This is a genomic window from Acidimangrovimonas pyrenivorans, from assembly GCF_042643245.1.
In the GTDB taxonomy this organism is placed as follows: Bacteria; Pseudomonadota; Alphaproteobacteria; order Rhodobacterales; family Rhodobacteraceae; genus Acidimangrovimonas; species Acidimangrovimonas pyrenivorans.
Map to the genome: position 1 here is coordinate 115,094 of NZ_JBHRSK010000015.1, position 16,768 is coordinate 131,861.

15 protein-coding genes and 1 riboswitch are annotated in these 16,768 nt (G+C 68.2%); of the genes, 2 read left to right on the top strand and 13 right to left on the bottom strand.

Annotation, left to right across the window (positions count from 1 at the left end; all coding sequences use genetic code 11):
* Positions 1 to 145: 145 nt before the first annotated feature.
* Together ACFOES_RS17080 and ACFOES_RS17085 are read right to left on the bottom strand one after the other, a co-directional pair.
* Positions 146 to 850 (bottom strand): winged helix-turn-helix domain-containing protein, encoded by a 705-nt coding sequence (locus ACFOES_RS17080; protein ID WP_377834577.1) that lies wholly within the window; start codon positions 848 to 850, stop codon positions 146 to 148.
* Positions 822 to 1,121 carry a hypothetical protein gene (locus ACFOES_RS17085; RefSeq protein WP_377834578.1) on the bottom strand — a complete coding sequence of 100 codons (300 nt, stop codon included), beginning with the start codon at positions 1,119 to 1,121 and terminating at the stop codon, positions 822 to 824. Before ACFOES_RS17085 ends, ACFOES_RS17080 begins: the two co-directional genes overlap by 29 nt.
* Before the next feature lie 178 nt (positions 1,122 to 1,299).
* Here ACFOES_RS17085 and ACFOES_RS17090 point away from each other — a divergent pair, with 178 nt between their 5' ends.
* Positions 1,300 to 1,692, top strand: a complete 393-nt coding sequence (locus ACFOES_RS17090) for a hypothetical protein (protein WP_377834579.1) — start codon at positions 1,300 to 1,302, stop codon at positions 1,690 to 1,692.
* An 89-nt stretch (positions 1,693 to 1,781) separates the two neighbouring features.
* On the opposite strand, the gene ACFOES_RS17095 is transcribed toward ACFOES_RS17090, so the two are convergent.
* The 7 genes from ACFOES_RS17095 to ACFOES_RS17125 form a co-directional block, all read right to left on the bottom strand.
* Positions 1,782 to 2,672 (bottom strand): DMT family transporter, encoded by an 891-nt coding sequence (locus tag ACFOES_RS17095; protein ID WP_377834580.1) that lies wholly within the window; start codon positions 2,670 to 2,672, stop codon positions 1,782 to 1,784.
* 78 nt (positions 2,673 to 2,750) lie between these two features.
* A riboswitch (FMN riboswitch) is annotated at positions 2,751 to 2,895 on the bottom strand.
* A 75-nt stretch (positions 2,896 to 2,970) separates the two neighbouring features.
* The gene (gene pgi, locus ACFOES_RS17100) at positions 2,971 to 4,569 is read right to left on the bottom strand and encodes a glucose-6-phosphate isomerase (RefSeq protein WP_377834581.1); all 1,599 of its coding nucleotides are present in this window, start codon (positions 4,567 to 4,569) and stop codon (positions 2,971 to 2,973) included.
* 1 nt (position 4,570) lies between these two features.
* The gene (pgl, locus tag ACFOES_RS17105) at positions 4,571 to 5,242 is read right to left on the bottom strand and encodes a 6-phosphogluconolactonase (RefSeq protein ID WP_377834582.1); all 672 of its coding nucleotides are present in this window, start codon (positions 5,240 to 5,242) and stop codon (positions 4,571 to 4,573) included.
* Entirely contained in the window at positions 5,239 to 6,708 is a 1,470-nt protein-coding gene (gene zwf, locus ACFOES_RS17110) for a glucose-6-phosphate dehydrogenase (protein WP_377834632.1), read from the bottom strand. The genes pgl and zwf overlap by 4 nt, the downstream gene beginning before the upstream one ends.
* Before the next feature lie 144 nt (positions 6,709 to 6,852).
* Complete coding sequence (locus ACFOES_RS17115) at positions 6,853 to 7,437, bottom strand: HNH endonuclease (RefSeq protein ID WP_377834583.1); 585 nt, start codon at positions 7,435 to 7,437, stop codon at positions 6,853 to 6,855.
* A gap of 235 nt (positions 7,438 to 7,672) precedes the next feature.
* Positions 7,673 to 8,335: an alpha/beta hydrolase gene (locus ACFOES_RS17120; RefSeq protein ID WP_377834584.1), complete on the bottom strand. Its 663-nt coding sequence runs from the start codon at positions 8,333 to 8,335 to the stop codon at positions 7,673 to 7,675.
* Positions 8,332 to 8,961: a DNA-3-methyladenine glycosylase family protein gene (locus ACFOES_RS17125; protein ID WP_377834585.1), complete on the bottom strand. Its 630-nt coding sequence runs from the start codon at positions 8,959 to 8,961 to the stop codon at positions 8,332 to 8,334. Before ACFOES_RS17125 ends, ACFOES_RS17120 begins: the two co-directional genes overlap by 4 nt.
* Before the next feature lie 135 nt (positions 8,962 to 9,096).
* Between ACFOES_RS17125 and ACFOES_RS17130 the strand changes: the two genes are divergently transcribed.
* On the top strand, positions 9,097 to 10,527 hold the full coding sequence (locus ACFOES_RS17130) for an MFS transporter (RefSeq protein ID WP_377834586.1): 1,431 nt from the start codon (positions 9,097 to 9,099) through the stop codon (positions 10,525 to 10,527).
* On the opposite strand, the gene ACFOES_RS17135 is transcribed toward ACFOES_RS17130, so the two are convergent.
* The 4 genes from ACFOES_RS17135 to ACFOES_RS17150 all read right to left on the bottom strand — a co-directional run bounded on the left by ACFOES_RS17135 (position 10,497) and on the right by ACFOES_RS17150 (position 16,664).
* Positions 10,497 to 11,282, bottom strand: coding sequence for a DUF2189 domain-containing protein (locus ACFOES_RS17135; RefSeq protein ID WP_377834587.1), 786 nt, complete (start codon positions 11,280 to 11,282; stop codon positions 10,497 to 10,499). The genes ACFOES_RS17130 and ACFOES_RS17135 overlap by 31 nt on opposite strands.
* Positions 11,283 to 11,433: 151 nt before the next feature.
* The gene (gene prfB, locus ACFOES_RS17140; protein WP_377834588.1) at positions 11,434 to 12,558 is read right to left on the bottom strand and encodes a peptide chain release factor 2; all 1,125 of its coding nucleotides are present in this window, start codon (positions 12,556 to 12,558) and stop codon (positions 11,434 to 11,436) included.
* An 89-nt stretch (positions 12,559 to 12,647) separates the two neighbouring features.
* Positions 12,648 to 15,275 (bottom strand): penicillin-binding protein 1A, encoded by a 2,628-nt coding sequence (locus ACFOES_RS17145; RefSeq protein ID WP_377834589.1) that lies wholly within the window; start codon positions 15,273 to 15,275, stop codon positions 12,648 to 12,650.
* 123 nt (positions 15,276 to 15,398) lie between these two features.
* Positions 15,399 to 16,664, bottom strand: a complete 1,266-nt coding sequence (locus ACFOES_RS17150; RefSeq protein WP_377834590.1) for an N-acetylmuramoyl-L-alanine amidase — start codon at positions 16,662 to 16,664, stop codon at positions 15,399 to 15,401.
* Between the last annotated feature and the right edge of the window lie 104 nt (positions 16,665 to 16,768).

Here is a 16,768-nt window from a genome sequence, read left to right on the forward strand (position 1 = left end):
TGGCGAATCCCCCGCTTTCAAAGGGAAAGGTCAAGGGGGCCGCGTATAGAACCCGCATTCTTCTCACGCAACCCTGCACCCTTCTTCTTTGCTGAAATACTCCTCGGGGGTCCGGGGGTGTGAAACCCCCGGCCTCGCCACCCGCTCAAACCATCCGGATCACGTCCTTATCGATCGCCAGCATGTAGCCGCGCCGGGCGATGTTCTTGACCAGCAGTTCGCTGACCATCTGGTTGCCCAGCGTGTCGCGCAGCCGCTTGATCCGGGTCGCGCCCGCCGCCTCCTCGCAATCGCTCTCGTCGCGGCCCGAGATCATCGCCTCGATCTGCGCCCCCGACAGCACGTCGTCGTCCATCCGCGCCTCGGCCAGCACCGCCAGCGTCTCGATCGCGGCCTCGGTCAGCTTGAACTCCATGTTGTTCAGGTAGACCGTGTTCTCGGCCCGGCTGATCAGCAGTTCCGAGACCTGGATGCCGGTGCGCTGGATCGCCGAGATGCGCCGGTTCAGGGTGATGATCGTCACCAGGAAGACCAGCGCCGCCAGCAAGAGCGCCGTCGAGAACACCAGCAGCACGAAGATCACCACCCGGTAGCTGGACAGCACGTCGGCAAAGGCGGTGCCGGACTGGGCGAGGATTTCCAGCAGCTTGACCTCGGCCTGGGTGGTCAGGTTGTCGTTCTGGACGAAGATCCGCTCGACCCGCATGTTGAAGGCGTTGGCGTCGGGCAGGTTGAGAAACAGCAGCACCGCCGCGACCAAGAGGATCGCGACGATGACGACGATGCCGATCGCGACGACGCGGTTGCCCGCGCGCAACGTCTCAGTAGCGGAGGTAGTTGGCTCCGGCACTGGCTTTCCTTTGTGCGAGTCCTTCCGGTCCGAAGATGGACAGGACGTTGAGCAAGGTCCAGCCGCCCTTTGAGATGCGGCGGGAAATCGCCTTGGCGGCCGCCTGTTTCGAGCGGCAGGCCGGGTCGGCCAATTCGATCACGCCGTAGCTCAGGCGCAACGGATTGTTCTTCTTGGCCTTGTAATCCGCGTAGCAGTTGGCGCTGGCCGGGGCGGCCAGGGCCAGCGCGAGGAGCAGCGCGGAAAGGGGAAGGAGGATGCGGTGTTTCATGATTTGGTTAGCATGGGGCCGAACGCGCGGTTATTCAATAACCACGGGGGCTTCGGGCTGCTGTTATCGGATAACAGGGGAGCGATATTGCCTAACTTCCGGGGCGGCGAGCAGGGTTGGTCCATGACGTCGGCACGGGGTTGGCCCGGTCGGCAGACCGTAGCAAAGGAGCCCTGACATGACCTTCGCCAAGACCATCGCCGCCTCGCTCGCCGGTGCCGTCGCGCTGGCCGGGATCACCGCCGCCCCCGCGCAGGCCAATGACCGAGACGTGATCCGATTCCTGGCCGGCGCCACCGCCCTGGCGATCATCGCCAGCGCCGCGAACGACCATCGCGACCGCGCCGTTCCGCAGCACCGCCGCCATGTCGCGCCGCCGCCGCCGCGCCGGGTGGTGAAAGAATACATCTACGTCCAGCCGCGGCCCCGCGTGGTGAAGAAATACGTCTACGTCCAGCCTCAGCGCCGGGTGATCGTCGAGCGCAAGCGCACCGTCGTCATCGACCGGCGCGACCGCCACGACTGGTCCCACAACCGCCACTACGACCGCCACGACTGGCGGCGCTACTGACAGTCACGGTCGAGCAGAGGCGCGGCAGATCATCCCGGCCGCGCCGAGCGGGCGGAAGGGCCTTCCCTTCCGCCCGTTTCCCTTGCCACTCAGGCGACGGCGGCGACGCGGCTTTCGCGCCTGAGCAGGTAGAAAGAGGCGGCGACGATCAGCGCCGAGCCGACCCACATGCTGCCCGGCGGCACGAAGCCGAACACCGCCAGCCCGAGGGCGACGTTGAACGGCAGCTTGATATGGTCGAAGGGCTGCAGGAAGGCGGCGTCGGCGACGCTGTAGGCCTTGGTCAGCGCATATTGCGCCAGCGCCGTCAGCAGGCCCGAGGCGACCAGCACCAGCCCCGCCGCGCCCCCCATGAACTGCAGCCCCTGCTCCCAGCCCAGCGCGGCGTTCAACGGCGTCAGCAGCAACAGCAGGTAGACGGTGAGCGATTCCGGCGACTCGCGGCGGGTCAGGAACTTGGTCAGCAGCGAGGTCAGCGCCCAGAGCGCCGCCGCCGCCACCGGCAACAGGGCATAGGGAGTGAAGCCGTCCGACCACGGCGCCAGGATGATCATGCCGCCGGCGAACCCGGTCGAGACCGCCAGCCAGCGCTCGGCCCCCGCCGCTTCGCGCAAGAGCAGCGCGGCGCCGAGGGTGACGAAGAAGGGCGACAGCATGACCAGCGCGATCGCCTGCCAGATCGGCACATGCGCCAGCCCGGCGACCCAGAGCTGGACGCCGATGGCGGCCGAGGCGACGCGGATCACATGCAGGCCGAACTGGCCGGTCCGCATCGCTGCCGCGCCCTGGCTCACCAGCCAGGGCAATGCGAAGAGGAAGGCGATGAAATACTGCCAGAAGGCGATCCGCGCGGGCGGGATGCCCAGGGTCATGGCGCCGTATTGCACCAGCGTGTTATCGGCCGCGAAGAGCGCGCCGGCGAGGATCATCAGGAAGGCGCCGGCAGCGGCCGGGCCGATCGTTGAGATGAGGCGAGTCATGGCGTTGTCCTTTCGTCTACGCGCATAACCCAAGGCAGACAGGACAACGGCGACGGGACCGGCCGGCCCCGCACCCTTTCCCGCTCTCTTCCATCCGGACTGTGACCGTCGGCTCTGGAGTTGCACCAGATCTGCTGACCCTCTCCGCGAAGAGGCGCTCGCGGGCTTGCGGCTCTCTCCGCTTACCGCCGGTGGGGAATTCCGCCCCGCCCTGAGAACGACGCGGCCGGGATTGGCCGCGGAGCAAGAGTTAGCGCGGGTCGTCCCGGCCGGCAATGGAAAGGTGAAAGACGCGGCGTCAGCCGCGCAGGTAGCCCAGCAGCATCTGCGTCGAGCCGTCCTTGTCGGCCGGGCTCTCGCGGCCTTCCAGCATCGGCTCCAGCGCCAGCGCCAGTTCCTTGCCCAGCTCGACGCCCCATTGGTCGAAGCTGTTGATGCCGAGGATCACGCCCTCGACGAAGACCCGGTGCTCGTAAAGCGCGATGATCTGGCCCAGCGTATAGGGCGTCAGGCGCGGGTAGAGAAGCGTCGTCGAGGGCCGGTTGCCGGGGAAGACGCGGTGATTGGCCTGGCGTTCGAGCTCGTCGCCGGTCAGGCCCCGGCCCGCCATCCGTTCGCGCGCCTCGTCGTAGCTGCGGCCGCGCATCAGCGCCTCGGACTGGGCCAGGCAATTGGCCGCCAGCAGCCGGTGCTGATGGGCGAGGCCGGGCTCGTGCCCCTCGCGCGCCAGCAGGAACTCGCAGGGGACGACGCGGGTGCCCTGGTGGATGAGCTGGAAGAAGGCGTGCTGGCCGTTGGTGCCGGGCTCGCCCCAGACCACCGGCCCGGACTCGCGCGTCAGCTCGCTGCCGTCCATCGCCACCCGCTTGCCGTTGCTCTCCATTTCGAGCTGCTGCAGGTAGGCCGGCAGCCGCGCCAGGCGCTGGTCGTAGGGCAGCACCGCCCGGGTGGCATGGCCGCAGATCTGATTGTGCCAGATACCGACCAGGGCCAGCAGCACCGGCAGGTTCTGCGCGAACGGCGCCGCGCGGAAATGCGCGTCCATCGCCGCGCCACCGGCCAGGAACTCGTCGAAGCGCTCGGGCCCGATGGCGATCATCAGGCTGAGCCCGACCGGCCCCCAGACCGAGTAGCGGCCGCCGACCCAGTCGGCGAAACCGAAGACCCGGGCGGGATCGATGCCGAAGGCGGCGGTCTTGTCCCCGGCGGTCGAGACGGCGGCGAACTGCGCCCCCGGCTCGGACACCTTCGCCGCCATCCAGCCACGGGCGGTGCGGGCGTTGGTCATGGTCTCGATCGTGGTGAAGGTCTTGGAGGCAACGATCACCAGCGTCGTCGCGGGCTCCAGCCCGGACAGCACGTCGTGGATATGGGCGCCGTCGACATTCGAGACGAAATGGCAGCGCGGCCCGTCGGCATAGGGCGACAGCGCCAGGCAGGCCATCGCCGGGCCGAGATCGGAGCCGCCGATGCCGATATTGACGACATCGGTGATCGGCCCGCCCTGCCCGGCGATCCGGCCCTGGCGCAGGTCGCGGGCAAAGTCCTGCATCCGGCGATGGGTGGCGCGGACCTCGTCCATCACCTCCTCGCCGTCGACGATGACCGAGCCGGCGAGGTTGCGCAGGGCGGTGTGCAGCACCGCGCGGCCCTCGGTCTCGTTGATCTTGACGCCGGTGAACATCGCCTCGCGGCGTTCGGCGACGCCTGTCTCCTCGGCCAGCCGCAGCAGCATCCCGCGCGCGGTCTCGTCGATATTGGTCTTGGAGTAATCGAACAGCATCTCGCCCAGACGGGCCGAGAACGCCTCGGCCCGGCCCTCGGCCGCGAACAACTCCTCGATCCGCCGGTCGGCGACACGCCGGCCGTGCTCTGCCAGTTCCTGCCAGATGATCATCTCATTCCGCCCAATGTACCGTCGCTTCGTCCAGCACCACCCGGATCGGCGCGTCGAGCGGATCGAGGTCCTGCGCCCGTTCCACCGCGGCCCGCTTCTCCGGCCCGGTGATGACGACATGGGTGCTCATCGCCGCGCTCAGCACCGGTGCGGTCAGGGTGACCCGCGGCTCGCCGGTGCCGGGCTGGCGCATCGCCATCAGGGGCGGCGCCGAATGCCTCAGCGCCTGCCGTAGCCCCTCGGCGCCGGGAAACAGCGAGGCGGTGTGCATGTCGTCCCCCATGCCCAGCAGCAGCACCGAGATCGGCAGGCAAGGGGAGATCCGCGCGTTCAGTTCGTCCAGCTTGTCCTCGGGGCGCTCGGCCGCCTCGTAGAACGGCACGAACTCGGCCGCCGCCGCGCGCCCGGTCAGCAGCCGCTTGCGCACCAGCCGCGCGTTCGAGCGGCCGGCCTCTTCCGGCAGCCAGCGTTCGTCGTTGAGCAGCACCTTGACCCGGCTCCAGTCGAGATCGACATCGGACAGGACGTCGAAGACCGGCCCCGGCGTGGTGCCGCCAGGCACGCAGAAGGTGGCATTGTCCTGGCGGCGCAGGAAATCGCCCAGCTCCGCCGCCAGCTTGTCGGCGAGACCGAGGAACATCAGCTCGCGATCGGGGTATTCGATGAAGTTCATCCGCGTATCTCCCTCCAGCGCCGGCCGTCGCGATGCAGCAGCATCAACGCATCCTCGGGGCCCGAGGAATACGGGTCATAGCCCTTCGGCCGGTCGCCCCGTTCCTCCCAGGCGGCGATGATCGGATCGGTCCAGGCCCAGGCGGCCTCGACCTCGTCCCCGCGCATGAACAGGGTCTGATTGCCCCTGATAACATCCATGATCAGCCGTTCATAGGCATCCGGGATGTCGGCGCCATCCTCGCCCAGCGCCTCGGCAAAGGACATGTCCAGCGGCACGTCGGTCAGGCGCATGCCGCCCGGTCCCGGCTCCTTGATCATCACCGACAGGTTCATGCCCTCGTTCGGTTGCAGCCGGATCGCCAGCACGTTCTCGCGCCAGGCCTCGTCCTCGTCGAAGATCGAATGCGGCGGCTCCTTGAACACCACGGCGATCTCGGAGGTGCGGGCCCGCAGCTTCTTGCCGGTGCGCAGGTAGAACGGCACCCCCTGCCAGCGCCAGTTGGCGATGCTGGCCTTCAGCGCGATATAGCTTTCGGTCAGGCTGTGCGGGTCCTCGACATCCTCGGTATAGGACAGCTCGTCATCGCCACTCTTGCGCGGGCCGCCGCGATACTGGCCGCGGACGATGTCGTCATGGCCGACCGGCTCGAGCGCGCGGATCACCTTGAGCTTCTCGTCGCGCACCGCGTCGGGCTCGAAGCGATAGGGCGGCTCCATCGCGATCAGGCACAGAAGCTGCATCATGTGGTTCTGCACCATGTCCCGCATCGCGCCGGACTTGTCATAATAGCTGCCGCGGCCGCCGACGCCGACCGTCTCGGCCACGGTGATCTGGACGTGATCGACATATTGGGCGTTCCACAGCGGCTCGAACAGGATGTTGGCGAAACGCACCGCCATCAGGTTCTGCACCGTCTCTTTGCCCAGGTAGTGGTCGATGCGGTAGATCTGGGTCTCGTCGAAATGCTCGGCCAGGGTGGCGTTGAGCTTGCGGGCCGAGTCGAGGTCGCGGCCGAAGGGCTTTTCGACCACGATCCGGCTGTCCGGATCGGCGATGGCGTGGCTGTGCAGCCGCTGGGCCAGGTCGCCGAACAGGCCGGGCGCGACCGAAAAATAGAAGGCGCGCACGACGTCGTCGCGCATCAGCCCGGCCAGTTGCTGCCAGCCGCCGGTGCCGCGGGCGTCGATCGGCACGTAGGAGACGCTGTCGAGGAAGGCGGTGAGCGTCGCCTTGTCGCATTTGTCGGGCGCCACGAATTCGGCAATCGCCTCGTGCACCATCGCGCGATAGGCGGCGTCGTCCATCTCGGACCGTGCGGCGCCGATGATCCGGCTGCCTTCGGGGATCTGGCCGGCCCAGAAGCGGCGGTAGAGCCCGGGCAGGATCTTGCGCGTCGCCAGGTCGCCGGTGCCGCCGAACACCACCAGGTCGAACGGTTCGACCGGAATCACGCGCGAAACCATCTTGCCCTCGCTTCTCTGCCACATCACGCTGGCCACCCCGAATACCTCCTTTGGCGCCGGCGATGTTAGCGCTAACGGCCGCCTTCTAACCCGATCGCGCGGCTAAGTCTAGCACCCTGCCGCGGCGCGGCAAGCGCGGCCGGCTCAGGCCTCGAGCTCGGCGTCCCAGTAAAGGAAATCGAGCCAGCTTTCATGCAGGTGGTTGGGGGGGAAGCGCCGGCCGATATTCTGCATGTCGGCGGCGGTGGGCTGGCGCGGCTGCTTGCGCAGATGCATGCCGGCCTGGCGCAGCGATTTCGAGCCCTTGCGCAGGTTGCAGGGCGAACAGGCGGCGACCACGTTCTCCCAGCTGGTGATGCCGCCGCGGGCGCGCGGCACGACATGATCGAAGGTCAGGTCGCCGCGGGCACCGCAATACTGGCAGCGGAATTCGTCCCTCAGAAAAAGATTGAAGCGCGTGAAGGCCACGCGCTTCTGTGGTTGGACGAATTCCTTGAGCACCACGACAGAGGGTATTCGGATCTCGGTCGTCGGGCTGTGCACCGTGGTGTCGTATTCGGCAAGGATCGAGACCCGGTCGAGGAACACCGCCTTGATGGCCTCCTGCCACGGCCAGAGCGAGAGCGGGTAGTAGGAAAGCGGGCGGTAATCCGCGTTCAGGACCAGCGCCGGGTGATGTTTCAACGCCGCGGGTTCGCGTACGAAAGTCGTCCTGAAATCGCCGTCCATTGCCGTTCTACGCCCTTTGTCGGGGCCCGGCCGGCCGGCGCCGGCCCAGGGGCCGCTGCGGAAGGGGACGGGAGACGCCGCCCCCTCTAGTGAAACTATATATGGCGTTTTACGCCTGACAAGCCCCTCTACATAGAGTGGTGTCAGGCAGAGACCTAAACGCTCAAGTTCACAGCAAGATGACAGATAGGGCAGCGCGGGAAAAAGTCAGGCAGGCGGTGGCGACGCGCCCGCCTCAGCCCGGCAGGCGCTCCTTGAGGAACTGCATCGCCACGCCTAGCCCGTCGGGCGCGATGCCGTGGCCGGTGCCTTTCATCACGTGGCCGTAGGTCTGGAACCCGGCATCGAGCAGCGCCCGGCCAGCCCGGTCCATATCGGTGAAGGGCACGACGTCGTCCTGGTCGCCATGGATCAGGATCACCGGCGGCTTCGACTTCATGTCGACCTTCAGCACCTCGGGCATCAGCAACCGGCCCGAGAAGGCGACGATGCCGGCCAAGGGCTCGGCCCGCCGCGGCGCCACGTGCAGCGCCATCATCGTGCCTTGCGAGAAACCGATGATCGCGGTCTCGGCGGCGGTCCGGCCCTCCTCTTCCATCCGGGCGTCGAGGAAGGCGTTGAGATCGGCGAAAGCCTTGCGCATCCCCTCCTGCGCCGCCTCTTCCGACGAGCCGTCGAGCCACGGGATCGGGAACCACTGGTAGCCCATCGGGTTGCCCGAGCAGCGTTCGGGCGCGTTGGGGGCGATGAAGGTGGTGTCTGGCAGATGCGGCGCCAGCGGATCGGCCAGCCCGAGCAGGTCATTGCCATCGGCGCCGTAGCCATGCAGGAAAATCACCAGGCTCTTGGCCTGCCCCGAAGCCGCCTCGCGCCGGCCGAATTCCAATTCGCGCGTCATCCGATCCCCTCTCGTGCTTTCAGATGCCGGTAATAGGCCCAGAGCATCCGCGCCGCAACGCCCCGCCAGGGCGACCAGGCCTCTGCCATCGCCCGCAACTCCCGTTCGCTGGGCCGCGCCGCGAGCCCGAACAGCGCCCGCGCCGCCTCCTGCAGCGCCAGGTCGCCCGGCGCGAAGACATCCGCCCGGCCGAGCGACAGCATGGCATAGACCTCTGCGGTCCAGCGGCCGATGCCCGGCAGCGCCACCAGTTCCGCGATCACCGCCGCGTCGGGCATCGCTCGCAGGGCGGGAAAATCCAGTTCCGCCGCGGCCAGCGCCCGAAGGTAGCGCATCTTGGGCCGCGACAGCCCGCAGGCGCGCAGCTCTTCCTCCGACACCGCCGCCAGTGCCGCGCCCTCGGTCAGGCCGGCCGCCTCGAGCCGGCCCAGGATCGCCGCGGCCGAGGCGGTGCTGACCTGCTGGCCGACGATGGCCCAGACCAAGGCGCCGAACCCGTCCGGGCGGCGGCGCAACGGCACCGCCTCCACCACCTCCAGCACCGTGGCAAAGCGCGGCTCGCGCGCTGCCAGCCAGGCCGTGCCCTCGGCGATGCAGGCCTCCGTCTCGATGATCCGCCCGACCATGTCCCCTCCCCGGTCCGGCGCCACCATAGGGCCCGGCCGCCGCGCGGCGCCAGAGCTGTTTTCGGGCCTCGTCTCTGGACGCCGGCGGCGGGAGTGCTACTGTCCCGCCAAGCCGAAGTGAACGGGGGAGTTCAGATGCGCATGGCACAGCCGGGCCAGGGCGAGGTTCAGGATGATGTCGCCGAAGACGGGCTGGCCCCGCCGCGCCGCTACTTCGCCTGGGCGACGGTGATCCTCGGGGTGACGCTGGCGGTGCTGGACGGCACCATCGCCAATGTCGCGCTGCCGACCATCGCGCAGGATTTCCAGGCCGACGCCTCGGTCTCGATCTGGATCGTCAACGGCTACCAGCTGGCCATCGTCATGGCGTTGCTGCCGCTGGCGACGCTGGGCGAGAAGATCGGCTATCGCCGCATCTACCTGTGGGGCATCGCCCTGTTCACCGTCGCCTCGGTCGGCTGCGTGATGTCGACTTCGCTGACCAGCCTGACCACGGCGCGGATCGTGCAGGGGCTGGGCGCCGCCGGGCTGATGAGCGTCAACACCGCGGTGCTGCGCTATATCGTGCCCCAGAGCAGGTTCGGCGCGGCGCTGGGCTTCAATGCCCTCGCCGTGGCGGCGGCCGCCACCGCCGGGCCCGCCATCGCCGGCTTCGCGCTGGCGGTGCTGAGCTGGCAATGGCTGTTCGCGATCAACATCCCGCTGGGCATCCTCACCGTCGCGCTCGGCTGGCGCAGCCTGCCCGAGAGCGACCGCTCCGGCCGACGCTTCGACAGTTTCGCCGCCGTGATGAGCGCGGTATCGATCGGCCTGGTGATCACCACGATCGACAGCCTGGGCCATGACCTGCCCTGGTACCTGGTGCTGCTGCAGGCCGTCGCCTGCGTCGTCGGCTTCGCCCTGCTGATCCGGCACGAGCGCCGGGTCGACCGGCCGATGCTGCCGCTCGACCTGTTCCGCATCCCGATCTTCAGCCTCTCGGTCGCCGCCTCGATCTCGGCCTTCACCGCCCAGATCCTCGCCTTCGTCTCGCTGCCCTTCGCCTTCCAGGTGGCGATGGGCTTCCCGCCGGCGCAGGTCGGGCTGCTGATGATGCCCTGGCCGCTGGCGCTGGCGGTGGTGGCGCCGCTGGCCGGGAGGCTGTCGGACAGCCGCTCGCCGGCGCTGCTGGGCACCGGCGGCATGGTGTTGCTGGCCGTCGGCCTGCTGTTGCTCGGCCTGCTGCCGGCCGATCCGGGGTTCTGGAACATCGCCTGGCGCATGGTGCTGTGCGGCATCGGCTTCGGCCTGTTCCAGACCCCGAACAACCGCACCATGATCGGCTCTGCCCCCAAGCCGCGCAGCGGCGCGGCCAGCGGCGTGCTGGGGACGGCGCGGCTGACCGGGCAGTCGATCGGCGCCGCGCTGGTTGCCCTGCTGCTGGCCCAGCTGGGGATCGGCGGCGCGACCTGGTCACTGTTCCTCGGCGCCGGTTTCGCCGCGCTGGCCGGCGTTCTCAGCATCCTGCGGGTCGACCACTGGCAGCCGCCGCACCCTCAGGCGGCGGGTTCCAGCGCCCTGCGGTAAAGGTGCCAGCTGGCATGGCCCAGCACCGGCAGCGTGACGAAGAGGCCGAGAAAGCCCGGCAGCATGCCGATGAACAGGAGCGCGCCGACCAGCGCCGCCCAGATCAGCATCACCGCCGGGTTGGCCAGAACGCAGGAGAAGCTGGCGATCATCGCGGTGACGAAATCGACCTCGCGGTCGAGCAGCAGCGGCAGGCTGACGACGGTGATCGAGAACAGGACGCCTGCGAAGACCGCGCCGACCGCGGTGCCGAAGCCCAGCATCATCAGCCCGTTGGCGGTCAGGAACACGCCCAGCGACGAGGAGACGTTGGTCATAACCTGCAGCCCGAGGAACAGGGCGAAGATCATGTGCGACAGGAAGTTCCAGAACAGGAAGAAGATGACGATGACGGCGGCCATCGACGGGATCTGGCGGTCCTTCTGGCGGAAGACAACGCCGAGCACGGCGCGCCAGCTGAGCGGCGCGCCGGTCTCGAGCCGGCGGCTGACCTCGTAGAGGCCGACGGCAATGAAGGGACCGAGGATCGGGAAGCCGGCGGCGGCAGGCAGGCTGACCCAGATCGCGCCCCAGACCGCCAGCAGCCAGAGCATGACGAGGCCGCCGATGACGTAGACGGCGCTGAAGAACAGCCCGTAGACCGGCGCGGCGCGGAAGTCGTTCCAACCGGCCTGCAGGGATTCGGCCAGGTCGGTGATCCCGAGCAGACGGATCTCGGGCACCTGAGCGGCCGGCGCCGCATGGGTGTCGCTCATGATGTCCTCCCCTTTGCCTTACGCTAGGGCAGGTTCGGAAATCCGGCAAGCGTCAGGGTTGGGGGCGGTAACGAGAGAGGAGAAGCCCGTTTCGCCCGGCCTTGGCCTGGCGGCGCCCGCCCCTCCCCGCAAAGGTCTGGCGCTGGAAGCCCTACGCCTCGGCCTGGGCCTCGGCGCGGCTCTTGCCGGCGACGTCCATCGCCAGGGTCGCGGCCATGAAACCGTCGAGGTCGCCATCGAGCACGCCCTGCGTGTCCGAGGTCTCGTGCCCGGTCCGCAGGTCCTTCACCATCTGGTAGGGCTGCAGCACGTAGGAACGGATCTGGTTGCCCCAGCCGGCGCTGCCCTTGTTCTCGTGCGCCTCGTTGATCGCCGCGTTCCGCTTGTCCAGCTCCATCTGGTAGAGCCGCGATTTCAGCGCCTTCATGGCGATGTCGCGGTTCTGGTGCTGTGACTTCTCGGACGAGGTGACGACGATGCCGGTCGGGTGGTGGGTGATCCGCACCGCCGAGTCGGTGGTGTTGACGTGCTGGCCGCCGGCGCCCGACGAGCGGTAGGTGTCGATGCGGATGTCGGCCGGGTTGACCTCGATCTCGATATTGTCGTCGACCACCGGGTAGACCCAGACCGAGGCGAAGGAAGTCTCGCGCGTGCCCTTGCCGAAGGGCGAGATCCGGACCAGGCGGTGGACGCCCGATTCCGACTTCAGCCAGCCATAGGCATTGGGACCCGAGATCTTGTAGGAACAGGACTTGATCCCGGCCTCGGCGCCCGCTTCCTCGGATTGCAGCTCGACCTTGTAGCCGCGCTTCTCGGCCCAGCGGACATACATCCGCTGCAGCATCTGGGCCCAGTCGCAGGCCTCGGTGCCGCCGGCCCCGGCATTGATCTCGAGGAAGGTGTCGTTGCCGTCGGCCTCGCCGTCGAGCAGCGCCTCCAGCTCCTTGGCCGCCGCGGTTTCCTTCAGATCCTTCAGTGCCGCCTCGGCCTCGGCGACCACCTCGTCGTCGCCCTCGGCCTCGCCCATCTCGATCAGCTCGAGATTGTCGGCAAGCTCGGTCTTGATCTCCTCGTAGGTCTTGAGCGCGTCCATCAGGCTCTGGCGCTCGCGCATCAGCTTCTGCGCCCGGGCGGGATCGGACCACAGGTCCGGGTCCTCGATCATCGCGTTGAACTCCTCGAGCCGGTGCGGCGCGGTCTCCCAGTCGAGGCGCTGGCCCAGCAGGGTCAGCGATTTCTCGATGTCCTGGGCGATGGTCTGCATCTCGGCGCGCATGGCGGTGACTTCCTCGGGTCTTGCGGTTGACGGACGGTGATAACGCCTCGCGCCGGCACGGGCAAGGCGGGACGGAGGGGAGAGCGGGCCTAGTAGAGCCCGCCCGAGTTCAGGGTGCCGAAATCGGCCTTGCCGGGGATGACCTTGGTCTCGCCGGTCGAGGTCGTCACCGACTGGTTGGCGGTGCCGGTCACCGGATCGTTCTCGCCATTGGCGAAGAGCGGCAGGTTCGAGCCCATGGCGAAGCCGCCGTCGATCATCCCGCCCATGCCCAGCAACGGCTGCTCGCCATCGCGGAAATAGATCGGGATGGCGTTGCTGGCCTGCTGCGTGCCGGCAGTCGCGGTGCCGTCGCCCTGGCCCGCCGGCGCGCCGAAGCCACCGCCGGTATTGTTGTCCGAGACCAGCGCGCCGCTGTAGCGGTCAACCATCAGGAAATGGCCCCCCGGCGGCACCTTGAATTTCGAGCCGCCGTATTTCTTGATCGCCTGCTGCATGAACTCCTGGAACACCGGGCCGCACATGCTGGCGCCATAGGCGCCGTGGCCCAGCGGCCGCGGGGTGTCGAAGCCCATGTAGCAGCCAGCGACGATGTTGGAGGAGAAGCCGATGAACCAGACATCCTTGGAATCGTTGGTCGTCCCGGTCTTGCCGGCGATCGGCACCGGCAGGTGGATCACGCCCGAGGCAGTGCCCTCGGTGACCACGCCCTTCATCATGTTGATCAGCTGGTAATCGGTGATCGGGTCGATGACGCGCTGGCGGTTCGACAGGATCATCGGCGACTGGTCGGGCGGCAGGTTGGGATCGTTGCAATCCTCGCAGACGCGCTGGTCGTGGCGGTAGATCGTCTTGCCGAAGCGGTCCTGGACCCGGTCGACCAGCGACGGCTCGACCCGCTCGCCGCCATTGGCGATCATCGAATAGGCGCCCATCAGGTTGAACAGCGTCGTTTCCTGGCTGCCCAGGCTGTTGGCGAGGAATTCCTGCATCGGCTCGTAGACCCCGAAACGCTCGGCATAGCGGGCGACGGTGTCCATGCCGATCTCCTGCGCGATCCGGATCGTCATCAGGTTGCGCGAGTGGATCAGGCCGGTGCGCATCAGGGTCGGGCCGTAGAACTTGTTCGACGAGTTCTTCGGCCGCCACAGGCCCTGCGGCGTGTCGACCTCGATCGGCGCGTCGATGACGATGGTCGCCGGGGTGAAGCCGCTGTCGAGCGCGGCGGCATAGACGAAGGGCTTGAAGGCCGAACCGGGCTGGCGCTTGGCCTGGGTGGCGCGGTTGAACACCGAATGCTGGTACGAGAAACCGCCCTGCATCGCGATGACCCGGCCGGTCTTGGCGTCCATCGCCATGAAGGCGCCCTCGATCTCGGGGATCTGGCGCAGCGACCAGCGCAGCGGCTTGCCGTTCTTGTCGGCCAGATGGGCGACATAGACGACGTCGCCCGGCGAGACCAGGTCGGCCGGCACCCGCGCCTTGCGGCTCAGCTTGCCGTCGCCCAGGCTCTTGCGGGCCCAGGTCACGTCCTCGGCCGGGATCGTCGCCGTGACGGTGCCGTCGGGACCATTCTCGATCCCGACCTCGGCGGTGGTCTTGTCCGTCGACAGCACCACGGCGGGATACCAGCCGGGAATGTCGCGCGCCACTTTCTCATTGGCCAGCGCCGCCTGCCATTTCGCCGTCGATTTCAGGTCGGCCGCCGGAATCGTCTTGCCGGTGCCGCGCCAGACGCCGCGGCTGCGGTCGTATTTCTCGAGCCCGTGGCGCAGTGCCGCGGCGCCGTCGGCCTGCATCTCGGGATCGACGGTGGCGCGGATCGTCAGCCCGCCGCCGAAGAATTCCTGCTGGCCGAAGGTGTCCGACAGCTCGCGCCGGATCTCGTCGGTGAAGTAGTCGCGCGGCGGCAGCTTCTCGCGGAAGGCCGGGTAATCGCCGTTCTGCACGCTCTTCAACGGCGCCGCCTCGGCCTTCTCGGCCTCGGCCTTGGGCAGGTAGCCGTTGAGATACATCTGGTTGAGCACGTAGTTGCGCCGCGCGATCGCCGCCTTCATGTCGCGCACCGGATGCAGGTCCGAGGGTTTCTTCGGCAGCGCCGCCAGGTAGGCGGCCTCCTGCGGGGTGAGCTGGCTCAGCGTCTTGTTGAAATAGGTCTGCGCCGCCGCCGCCACGCCGTAGGAATTGGCGCCGAGATAGATCTCGTTGAGGTAGAGCTCCAGCACCCGGTCCTTGCTGAAGGCGTTGCTGATCCGGTTGGCCAGGATCAGCTCCTTGATCTTGCGCTCGATGGTGCGGTTGCCCGACAGCAGGAAGTTCTTCGCCACCTGCTGGGTGATGGTCGAGGCGCCGCGGACGATGCGGCCGCGGGTGCGCACCGCCTCGACGATGGCGGCGAAGATGCCGCGCGCGTCGAAGCCCTGGTGGAGGTAGAAGTTCTTGTCCTCGGCCGAGACGAAGGCTTCCTTCACCAGCGGCGGGATGTCGGCGATCGGGGTGTAGATCCGCCGCTCATGGGCGAATTCGTCGATGATCTTGCCCTCGCCGTCATAGATCCGGCTGATCGTCGGCGGCGTGTATTGCGCCAGCAGCTCGTAGCTGGGCAGGTCGCGCGAATACATCCAGAACAGCGCGCCGAGGGTCAGCGCGCCGAAGAACAGCGCCAGCGTCAACCAACTGAAGATCGCGCCGAAGAAGGATAGGATCACTCGGGTCAAAAGGACGGGCCCCCAATTCAATCGCCCCCCATATAGGCACTTCCCCCGATGGGGTCAAAACAACTCGGGACGAGCCCGCGCCGAATCCCGCTCAGGCATTCACGCCCGCGGGAGGCGGCCCGACTATTGCCGCAGCAACGCCGCCTCGGCCGCGTCCTGCACCGCCCAGACCCGGATCGCCGAGATGATCGCACCGACCATCGTCGCCTGCCATTTCGGGTCGCGCAGGCGCTTGCGGTCGCTCTTCGACGACAGGAAGCCCAGTTCGAGCAGGACCGAGGGAATATCGGCCGATTTCAGCACCGAGAAGGCCGCCTGCTGATGCGGATGGCGGTGCATGTGCAGCTTGGCCGCCTTGATCGCCGTGACCAGATCGCGGGCGAAACGTTCCGAGCGCGGCATGGTCTCGGTCCGGGCCAGGTCCATCAGCACGCCGGCAACCTCGTCATCCTGCCCGGTCAGGTCGACCCCCGCCAGCAGGTCGTCGCGGTCGTGGCGTTCGGCCAGCAGCTCCGAGGCCCGGTCGGTCGCCTTCTCGGCCAGCGTGTAGACGGTGGCGCCGATCGCCCGGCCCTCGGGAATCGCATCGGCATGGATGGCGAGGAACAGGTCGGCCTTGGCCGCGCGGGCGATCGAGATCCGGGTCTCGAGCGGCACGAAGACATCCTCGTCCCGGGTCATCACCACCTTGATGCCGCCGGCGCGCAACAGCGCCTCCTTGAGCTTGCGGGCGAAGGCCAGCACGACATCGGCCTCGTGCACCTTGCCCTCGACGGCGCCGGGATCGATGCCGCCATGGCCGGGATCGAGCACCACCACCAGCGGCCCCTCGCCGCGCTTTTGCCGCTGCGAGGCCGGCATGGTCGCCGGCCGTGGCAAGGTCCAGCGCGCCGGGTCGGGCGCGGCCGAGGCGGCGCGGAAGGCCGCCATCGGCTCGGGCCTCAGGGTCAGCCGGACCACCGCGCCGCCGCGCCCCGAGGGATCGGTGCGCATCTCAGCCGAGGCCACCTTGAACGGGCCGTCGAGCTGCAGCACCAGCCGCGACCAGCCCGGCTGCAACAGCCCGGCGCGCAGGTCGCGGACATGGGCGGCTGTCGACAGCGCCCGATCCTCGATCCGACCCCAGTCGACCTCGCGGAAATCCAGCACCAGCCGCGGCGGATCGGCCAGCGTCCGCACCCGCCACGGCACCGGCTGGCTGATGTTGAGATCGACCGCGATGCCGTCGCCCGCATCGCGGATCGACGAGCCCTCGGGCTCGAACCGCGCCAGCGCCGACAGGCCGGAGCCGCTCGCCCCGGCCTGTTGCGCCACCGCGCCCGCCGTTGCCGACAGCATCACGACCGCCACCAAGACGATCCACCGAATGACCCTGGAAAACCCGCTCATGCCTCGCCCGTTTTCGCCATCCTAGCGCAGCCGCCGCCCCGGCGAAACGCCCCTGCCCTTTCACCTGAGCTCAAATATCCTCGGGGGTGAATGGGCGCCCCGCG